The sequence below is a fragment of the Streptomyces sp. NPDC037273 genome (assembly GCF_055603625.1).
On sequence record NZ_JBVJVO010000002.1, the window covers coordinates 354,190 to 362,231 of the forward strand.

Annotated in this window: 7 protein-coding genes; 3 read left to right on the forward strand and 4 right to left on the reverse strand. The window is 70.7% G+C overall.

Features of this window, described 5'->3' with window-relative positions; all coding sequences use genetic code 11:
• Nucleotides 1-107: 107 nt before the first annotated feature.
• Genes ACZ7G1_RS06795 through ctaC form a run of 3 tightly spaced genes read right to left on the reverse strand, consistent with a single transcriptional unit; the run spans nt 108 to nt 3,201 of the window.
• Nucleotides 108-506: a cytochrome c oxidase subunit 4 gene (locus tag ACZ7G1_RS06795; RefSeq protein ID WP_470882476.1), complete on the reverse strand. Its 399-nt coding sequence runs from the start codon at nt 504-506 to the stop codon at nt 108-110.
• Nucleotides 503-2,239, reverse strand: a complete 1,737-nt coding sequence (gene ctaD / locus ACZ7G1_RS06800; RefSeq protein ID WP_470882477.1) for an aa3-type cytochrome oxidase subunit I — start codon at nt 2,237-2,239, stop codon at nt 503-505. Before ctaD ends, ACZ7G1_RS06795 begins: the two co-directional genes overlap by 4 nt.
• Nucleotides 2,236-3,201, reverse strand: a complete 966-nt coding sequence (gene ctaC / locus ACZ7G1_RS06805) for an aa3-type cytochrome oxidase subunit II (RefSeq protein ID WP_470882478.1) — start codon at nt 3,199-3,201, stop codon at nt 2,236-2,238. The genes ctaD and ctaC overlap by 4 nt, the downstream gene beginning before the upstream one ends.
• A gap of 366 nt (nt 3,202-3,567) precedes the next feature.
• Between ctaC and ACZ7G1_RS06810 the strand changes: the two genes are divergently transcribed.
• Entirely contained in the window at nt 3,568-4,953 is a 1,386-nt protein-coding gene (locus ACZ7G1_RS06810; RefSeq protein ID WP_470882480.1) for an aminotransferase class V-fold PLP-dependent enzyme, read from the forward strand.
• A gap of 66 nt (nt 4,954-5,019) precedes the next feature.
• On the opposite strand, the gene ACZ7G1_RS06815 is transcribed toward ACZ7G1_RS06810, so the two are convergent.
• Entirely contained in the window at nt 5,020-5,994 is a 975-nt protein-coding gene (locus tag ACZ7G1_RS06815) for a carbohydrate kinase family protein (RefSeq protein WP_470882482.1), read from the reverse strand.
• Between the two features lie 151 nt (nt 5,995-6,145).
• Here ACZ7G1_RS06815 and ACZ7G1_RS06820 point away from each other — a divergent pair, with 151 nt between their 5' ends.
• Together ACZ7G1_RS06820 and ACZ7G1_RS06825 are read left to right on the forward strand one after the other, a co-directional pair.
• Nucleotides 6,146-6,352 (forward strand): hypothetical protein, encoded by a 207-nt coding sequence (locus ACZ7G1_RS06820; protein ID WP_470882483.1) that lies wholly within the window; start codon nt 6,146-6,148, stop codon nt 6,350-6,352.
• A gap of 67 nt (nt 6,353-6,419) precedes the next feature.
• The gene (locus ACZ7G1_RS06825; RefSeq protein ID WP_470882485.1) at nt 6,420-7,895 is read left to right on the forward strand and encodes a hypothetical protein; all 1,476 of its coding nucleotides are present in this window, start codon (nt 6,420-6,422) and stop codon (nt 7,893-7,895) included.
• Nucleotides 7,896-8,042 lie beyond the last annotated feature (147 nt).

Consider the following 8,042-nt stretch of genomic DNA (forward strand, 5'->3'; position numbering starts at 1 on the left):
ACACCCCCCCACACAAAGAACGAAGACAACAAACCACCCCCCCCCCCCCCCCCCTCCCCCCCCCCCCCCCCCCCCCCTCGGGGTGCTCCGTGCGGAGCGGGGTATGCCTACTGGTTCTGGTTCTCACCGCGGTAGAACTCGAAGACCCAGCCCCAGATGCCGACCAGGATCAGCGGCGCGGAGAAGTACAGCAGCCACCAGCCCATCGCGATGGCGAGGAAGGCGAGCGCACCGCCGATGGCGAGCGACAGCGGCTGCCAGCTGTGCGGGGCGAAGAAGCCCACCTCACCGGCCTCGTCCGCGACGTCGGCCTCCTTGTCGTCCTGCGCCATCGCGTCGACACGCTTGGCCGTGAAGGCCAGGTAGTAGCCGATCATGATGGACAGGCCGAAGGCCAGGAAGAGCGCCGTCGTGCCGACCGGCTCCTTGGACCAGACGCCGTACAGGATCGCCATGGCAAGGATGAAGACGCTCAGCCAGATGAACATCTTGCCTTGGATCTTCACTTGCCGGCCTCCTTGCCACCGGTGAGGGCCTCGACCTCGTGGCCCTTGTTCTCGAGCTGGTCGAGAGCGGCGATCTCAGGGTGGTGCAGGTCGAACGCCGGGGATTCGGAACGGATCCGCGGCAGGGTGAGGAAGTTGTGCCGCGGCGGCGGGCAGGACGTCGCCCACTCGAGCGAACGGCCGTAGCCCCACGGGTCGTCGACCTCGATCTTCTTGCCGTACTTGGCGGTCTTCCAGATGTTGTAGAAGAACGGCAGGATCGACAGGCCGAGCAGGAACGACGAGATCGTCGAGATCGTGTTCAGCGCGGTGAAGCCGTCGGCGTCCAGGTAGTCCGCGTAACGACGCGGCATGCCCTCGGCACCCAGCCAGTGCTGCACCAGGAACGTGCCGTGGAAGCCGATGAACAGCGTCCAGAACGTGATCTTGCCGAGGCGCTCGTCGAGCATCTTGCCGGTGAACTTCGGCCACCAGAAGTGGAAGCCGGAGAACATCGCGAAGACGACGGTGCCGAAGACGACGTAGTGGAAGTGCGCCACCACGAAGTACGAGTCGGAGACGTGGAAGTCCATCGGGGGCGAGGCCAGGATGACGCCGGTCAGACCACCGAAGGTGAAGGTGATCAGGAAGCCGACGGCCCAGAGCATCGGGGTCTCGAAGGACAGGGAGCCCTTCCACATCGTTCCGATCCAGTTGAAGAACTTCACGCCTGTCGGTACGGCGATGAGGAACGTCATGAAGGAGAAGAACGGGAGGAGCACGCCACCGGTGACGTACATGTGGTGCGCCCACACGGTCACGGAGAGGCCGGCGATCGAGATGGTCGCGGCGATCAGACCGATGTAGCCGAACATCGGCTTGCGGCTGAAGACCGGGATGACCTCGGAGATGATGCCGAAGAACGGCAAGGCGATGATGTACACCTCTGGGTGTCCGAAGAACCAGAAGAGGTGCTGCCAGAGCAAGGCTCCGCCGTTGGCCGCGTCGAAGACGTGGGCACCGAACTTGCGGTCCGCCTCAAGGGCGAACAGCGCGGCCGCGAGGACCGGGAAGGCGAGCAGGACCAGGACACCGGTCAGCAGCACGTTCCAGGTGAAGATCGGCATGCGGAACATCGTCATGCCCGGAGCGCGCATGCAGATGATCGTGGTGATGAAGTTGACCGAACCGAGGATCGTGCCGAAGCCGGAGAAGGCCAGACCCATGATCCACATGTCGGCGCCGACACCCGGCGAGCGGACGGCGTCCGACAGCGGGGAGTAGGCGAACCAGCCGAAGTCGGCCGCACCCTGCGGGGTGAGGAAGCCGGCCACCGCGATGATCGAGCCGAAGAGGTACAGCCAGTAGGCGAACATGTTCAGCCGCGGGAACGCCACGTCGGGCGCGCCGATCTGCAGCGGCATGATCCAGTTCGCGAATCCGGCGAACAGCGGCGTCGCGAACATCAGCAGCATGATCGTGCCGTGCATCGTGAACGCCTGGTTGAACTGCTCGTTCGACATGATCTGCGTACCCGGACGGGCCAGCTCGGCGCGCATGAAGAGCGCCATGAGACCGCCGATGCAGAAGAACGCGAACGACGTGACCAGGTACATCGTGCCGATGGTCTTGTGGTCGGTGGTGGTGAGCCACTTGATGACCACGTTGCCGGGCTGCTTGCGCCGTACGGGCAGCTCGTTCTCGTACGAGTCCTCAGCTGCGGCGGCACCCTGGGTTTCGTTGTGGATGCTCACAGTTGGTGCTTCTCCGCATTCCTAGCCGGGTCCGTCTGCTCGATGCCGGACGGAATGTAGCCGGTCTGCCCCTTCTCGGCCAGCTCCTTCAGGTGCTGCTGGTAGCGCTCCGGGGAGACCACCTTGACGTTGAAGAGCATCCGGGAGTGGTCGACACCGCAGAGCTCGGCGCACTTGCCGAGGAAGGTGCCTTCCTGGGTCGGGGTCACCTCGAAGGAGTTGGTGTGACCCGGGATGACGTCCTGCTTCATGAGGAAGGGGACCACCCAGAAGGAGTGGATGACGTCACGGGAGGTCAGGACGAACCGGACCTTCTCGCCCTTGGGCAGCCACAGGGTCGGACCCGGGTTGCCGGTCTGCGGGTTCCGGTCGCCGGGGATGCCGGCGTCGTAGACACCGCCCGCGTTCTCCGGGAACGCGTCCTGGAACTTGTCCGGGATCGCGGCGAGGTTCTTGTCCGTCTTGGCGTCACCCGTCACACCGGGCACGTTCTCGACGTAGTTGAAGCCCCAGCTCCACTGGTAGCCGACCACGTTGATGGTGTGGGCCGGCTTGGGGGAGAGCTCGAGGAGCTTCGACTCGTCGCGTGCGGTGAAGTAGAAGAGCACCGAGACGATGATGAGCGGAGTGACCGTGTACAGCGCCTCGATGGGCATGTTGTAACGGGTCTGCGGAGGTACCTCGACCTTGGTCCGGCTGCGCCGGTGGAAGATGGTGGCCCAGAGGATCAGGCCCCACACCAGGATGCCCGTGATGAGGGCGGCGGCCCAGGAACCCTGCCAGAGGGAGAGGATCCGAGGCGCCTCTTCCGTGACGGGGGTGGGCATGCCAAGGCGGGGGAAGTCTTCCCAGTTGTACGAGCAGCCCGTGGCTGTCGCCAGGATCAGGCCCGCAGTCAGCACCTGCGGCAGCTTCCGCCGCATCGGGCGCCGCGACGAGCGGTCGGAGCCGTTGGGACTCACGTAGCGCCTTCCCGAGAGTCTCGGCCCGCAGTGGTCGGCCACGGCCGTCCGTCTCGCTGGTCGGTCGCCGCCCCGGCCGCGGGCAGGGGTTTGGATGTTTATGCGGACCAAACCCTACTGGACGCTATTTGGGGTCGCGCGGGGAGGGTGCCCAACGCGCCGTCCGAGCCCCCGAAGGGGTGGACTCCACCCCTCCACCGAGCCCTTCCACACCCCCGTTCGGCCCCGTCACACCCCACCCGGCCCACCTTCTGACGGGGCCTCACGGGGTGGGCGCGGGTCGGGTGAGGGGGCGGGGAATCGGGGTGGGCGGGTGCGGGCGGGGCGGGTGCGGGCGGGGCAGGGGTGAGGACCTACCGTGGGCGGATGCCGTATTTCGACGCCGCGTCCGCCGCTCCGTTGCATCCCGTCGCCCGTCAGGCGCTGCTCGCGTCGCTGGACGAGGGGTGGGCGGACCCGGGGCGGCTGTACCGGGAGGGGCGGCGGGCCCGGATGCTGCTGGACGCGGCGCGGGAGGCCGCGGCGGAGGCGGTGGGCTGCCGGCCGGACGAGCTCGCGTTCACCCCTTCGGGGACGCGCGCGGTTCACGCCGGAGTCGCCGGCGCGCTCGCGGGCCGTCGGCGTGTCGGGGACCGGCTCGTCGTCTCGGCGGTCGAGCACTCCTCCGTACTGCACGCGGGCGAGACCCACGCGGCCGCGGGCGGCACGGTGACCGAGGTGCCGGTGAAGCGGTCGGGCGCCGTGGACCCGGCCGTCTTCGCCGCCGCGCTCGATTCCCGTACCGCCCTGGCGTGTCTCCAGTCGGCCAACCACGAGGTCGGGACCGAGCAGCCGGTGGCCGAGGTGGCCGAGGCGTGCCGGGCGGCGGGCGTGCCGCTGCTCGTGGACGCGGCGCAGTCCCTCGGCTGGGGGCCGGTGGAGGGCGGCTGGTCGCTGCTCGCCGCCAGCGCCCACAAGTGGGGCGGCCCGGCGGGCGTGGGGCTGCTCGCCGTGCGCAAGGGCGTCCGCTTCGCCCCCCAAGGCCCGTCCGACGAACGGGAGTCGGGGCGCGCGCCCGGTTTCGAGAACCTCCCCGCGATCGTCGCCGCGGCGGCCTCCCTGCGGGCGGTCCGGGCCGAGGCGGCGGCGGAGGCGGTACGGCTCCGGGAGCTGGTGGACCGGATCCGGGCGCGGGTGCCGGAGCTCGTGCCGGACGTGGAGGTGGTGGGCGACCCGGTGCGCCGGCTCCCCCATCTCGTCACCTTCTCCTGTCTCTATGTCGACGGAGAGACCCTGCTGCACGAACTGGACCGGGAGGGTTTCTCCGTTTCATCCGGTTCGTCCTGTACGAGTTCCACGCTGACGCCCAGCCATGTCCTGCGGGCGATGGGCGTCCTGAGCGAGGGGAACGTCCGCGTGTCGCTGCCGGCCGGCACGCCGGAGGAGGACGTGGACCGCTTCCTCGCGGTGCTGCCAGGGGTGGTGGCGGGGGTGCGGGAGCGTCTCGGCGCCCCGGCGGGCGCGCCGGTCCCCGCACCCGCGTCCGGGCCGCTCGTGGTGGACGCCCTCGGGAAGCGCTGCCCGATCCCGGTGATCGAGCTGGCGAAGGTGTTCGGCGAGGTGCCGGTGGGCGCGACGGTGACGGTCCTGTCGGACGACGAGGCGGCGCGCCTCGACATCCCGGCCTGGTGCGAGATGCGGGGCCAGGAGTACGTGGGCGAGTCGCCGTCGGAGAAGGGCGGGGTCGCCTACGTGGTGCGCCGGCTGTCGTGACCCGGGGGCGCGGCACGGCAAGGGCCGTGCGGGAGCCGAAGACGCTCCCGCACGGCCCTCGTCCGGTCAGGCCAGGTGGGACTGGACCTCGGCGGCGGCGGTGTCGCCGTACGCCTTCGTGAAGCGCTCCATGAAGTTGGCGCGGCGCAGGGTGTACTCCTGCGTGCCCAGGGTCTCGATGACGAGGGTGGCCAGCATGCAGCCGATCTGGGCGGCGCGCTCCAGCGAGACGCCCCACGACAGGCCCGTCAGGAAGCCGGCGCGGAAGGCGTCGCCGACGCCCGTCGGGTCGACCTTCGCGGTCTCCTCGGGGCAGCCGACCTCGATCACCGGCTCGCCGACGCGCTCGATGCGGACGCCGCGCGAGCCGAGGGTGGTGACGCGGTGGCCGACGCGGGAGAGGATCTCGGCCTCGGTCCAGCCGGTCTTGGACTCGATGAGGCCCTTCTCGTACTCGTTGGAGAAGAGGTAGGTCGCGCCTTCGAGGAGGGTGCGGATCTCCTCGCCGTCCATGCGGGCGATCTGCTGCGAGAAGTCGGCGGCGAACGGGATGTTCCGCGCCTTGCACTCCTCGGTGTGGCGGAGCATCGCCTCGGGGTCGTCGGCACCGATGAGGACGAGGTCGAGGCCGCCCACGCGGTCGGCGACGGCCTTGAGCTCGATCAGCCGGGCCTCGCTCATGGCGCCGGTGTAGAAGGAGCCGATCTGGTTGTGGTCCTTGTCCGTGGTGCAGACGAAGCGCGCGGTGTGCAGGACCTCGGAGATGCGCACGGAGGCGGTGTCGACGCCGTGCCGGTCGAGCCAGGCGCGGTACTCGTCGAAGTCGTAGCCCGCCGCGCCGACCAGGATCGGGTTGCCGCCGAGCTGGCCCATGCCGAAACAGATGTTCGGGGCGACGCCGCCGCGGCGGACGTCGAGGTTGTCGACGAGGAAGGAGAGGGACACCGTGTGGAGCTGGTCGGCCACCAGCTGGTCGGCGAACCGGCCGGGGAAGGTCATGAGGTGGTCGGTGGCGATGGAGCCGGTGACTGCGATGCGCACGGTGGGGTGCTCCTGCGAATTCAGTAGGGCGCGCGAGGCGACGGATGGGCGACACGTTCACGCTACCGGCTGGGAGGCGGGCTGCCGAACAGTGGAAACTACCCCAGAGTAGGCCTTTTCTCCGGAGTGGTGCGGTGCATACGGTGCGCCCATGACGACGTACCCCGCTCCCCGTGAGCGACACGAGTCCGAGTTGAGCCTCGCCCAGCTGCGCGGGGACGGTGCGCGGATGGCCCCGCACTGGGTGGCTCCGGCCGGACCGGATCCCGTACGGGTCTCCCCCGCCTCGATCCACGGAGTGGTCGTACCGGCCTCTTCGGCCCGCCTGATCGCCGCCACCGCCGAGTACGGCGGCTGACGGAGCGGAACCGTCCGCGCCTCCGCTCCGTCCCACCCCTGTCCGATCGAGACGAGGGAGCGTTGCGGTGAGCGGTACGGAGAACGTACGGAGGCGGCGGAACGTCATCGCCGCCTCGGTGGCGGCGGGAGTGCTGCTCGCCGGGGGCGGCGGGGTGTACCTCGCCGCGACGGCGTCCGGCGAGGCCACTCCGGCCGGGGGCAGGGCCGCGGACGCGGCCGGGTCTCCGCCGCCCCTGAGCCTGGAGGCCGGCAGCGGCGGTGCCGGGATCGCGCCGGGTGAGCCCGACCCGGGCGGCGGCCCCTCGGGGACCGTCTACAAAGCCAAGGGCCCACTCCCCCAAGGGCCCTCCTCGGCCGCGGTCCACCGGCCAGAGGGCCTGGTCACCTCGGTCGAGGTGACCAGGCTGGCCGAGGCGCTCGGCGTGTCCGGCACTCCGGCCCTGCAGGGCGAGGTCTGGACGATCCGGCCGGAGAAGGACGGTTCGGGTCCGCGCCTCGACGTGGCGCGGAAGGCGCCGGGGAACTGGACGTACTCCTGGTACGACGGCGGTCCCGTCGGTGACGCCTGCCTCAAGGGCAAGGAGTGCCCGCCGCCCGGTGAGGCGAAGCCCTCGCGGGGCGGTTCTCCGGTGAGCGAGGCGGCGGCGAAGGCGGCGGCCGCGCCGGTTCTGAAGGCGCTCGGCCAGGACGACGCCAAGGTGACCGCGACGCAGGTGATGAACGGCTCGGTGCGGGTGGTCAACGCCGATCCGGTGGTCGGCGGGCTGCCGACCTACGGCTGGTCGACGGGGCTGCAGATCGGGCCGGACGGCCGGCCGGTGGCCGGGAGCGGGATGCTGGAGGAGCCGGCGGCGGGGACCACGTATCCGGTGATCGGGGCGGCGAAGGCGCTCGCCGCGCTGAACGAGGCCTCGAAGGGCACGGGCCCGATCGGCATCGGCGGCTGCGCGACGGACCCGCCGGCGACGGTGGACGGGAACGGGAAGGAAGCCCGGAAGCCGGTCGACGGGAACGGGAAGCCCGATCCGGCCGCGCCCTGCCCGCCGGTCGTGGACACGGCGCCGAAGGAGGTCCCGGTGACGGGCGCGGTGTTCGGTCTGGCCTCGCGGGACGTGGCGGGCGAGCGGGTGCTCGTACCGGCGTGGCTGTTCACCGCGGACCCGGTGGACGGGGCGCCGTACACGGTGGCGGAGACGGCCGTGGCGCCCGAGTTCCTGGCTCCGCCGTCGAAGCCGTCGCCGCCGGTGCAGTCGCCGCCGGACGAGGGCGCGGCGCCGGTCCGTCAGATCGTGTCGTACGCGGCGGAGGCGGACGGCCGGAAGCTGGCGGTGACCTTCTGGGGCGGGGTGTGCAGCACGTACACCGCGCGGGCCGTGGAGACCCCGGAGAAGGTGACCGTGCGGATCGACGAGAAGTCCGACCCGGAGCGGGCGTGCATCGCGATCGCCAAGGAGATCACGCTGACGGTGACGCTGCAGGGCCCGCTGGGCGACCGGCCGGTGGTGGACGCGGCGAGCGGGGAGACCGTGCCGCGGCGCTGAGGAAGTCCGGACACACGTGAGGGCGGTGGGGGGGGGGGGGGGGGGGGGGAGGGGGGGGGGGGGAAGGGGGGGGGGGGGGGGGGGGGGGCGGGGGGGGGTGGGCAACCCCCTGTCGCGAGGGCAGTCGGCGGGGCGGGTAGAGCCTAG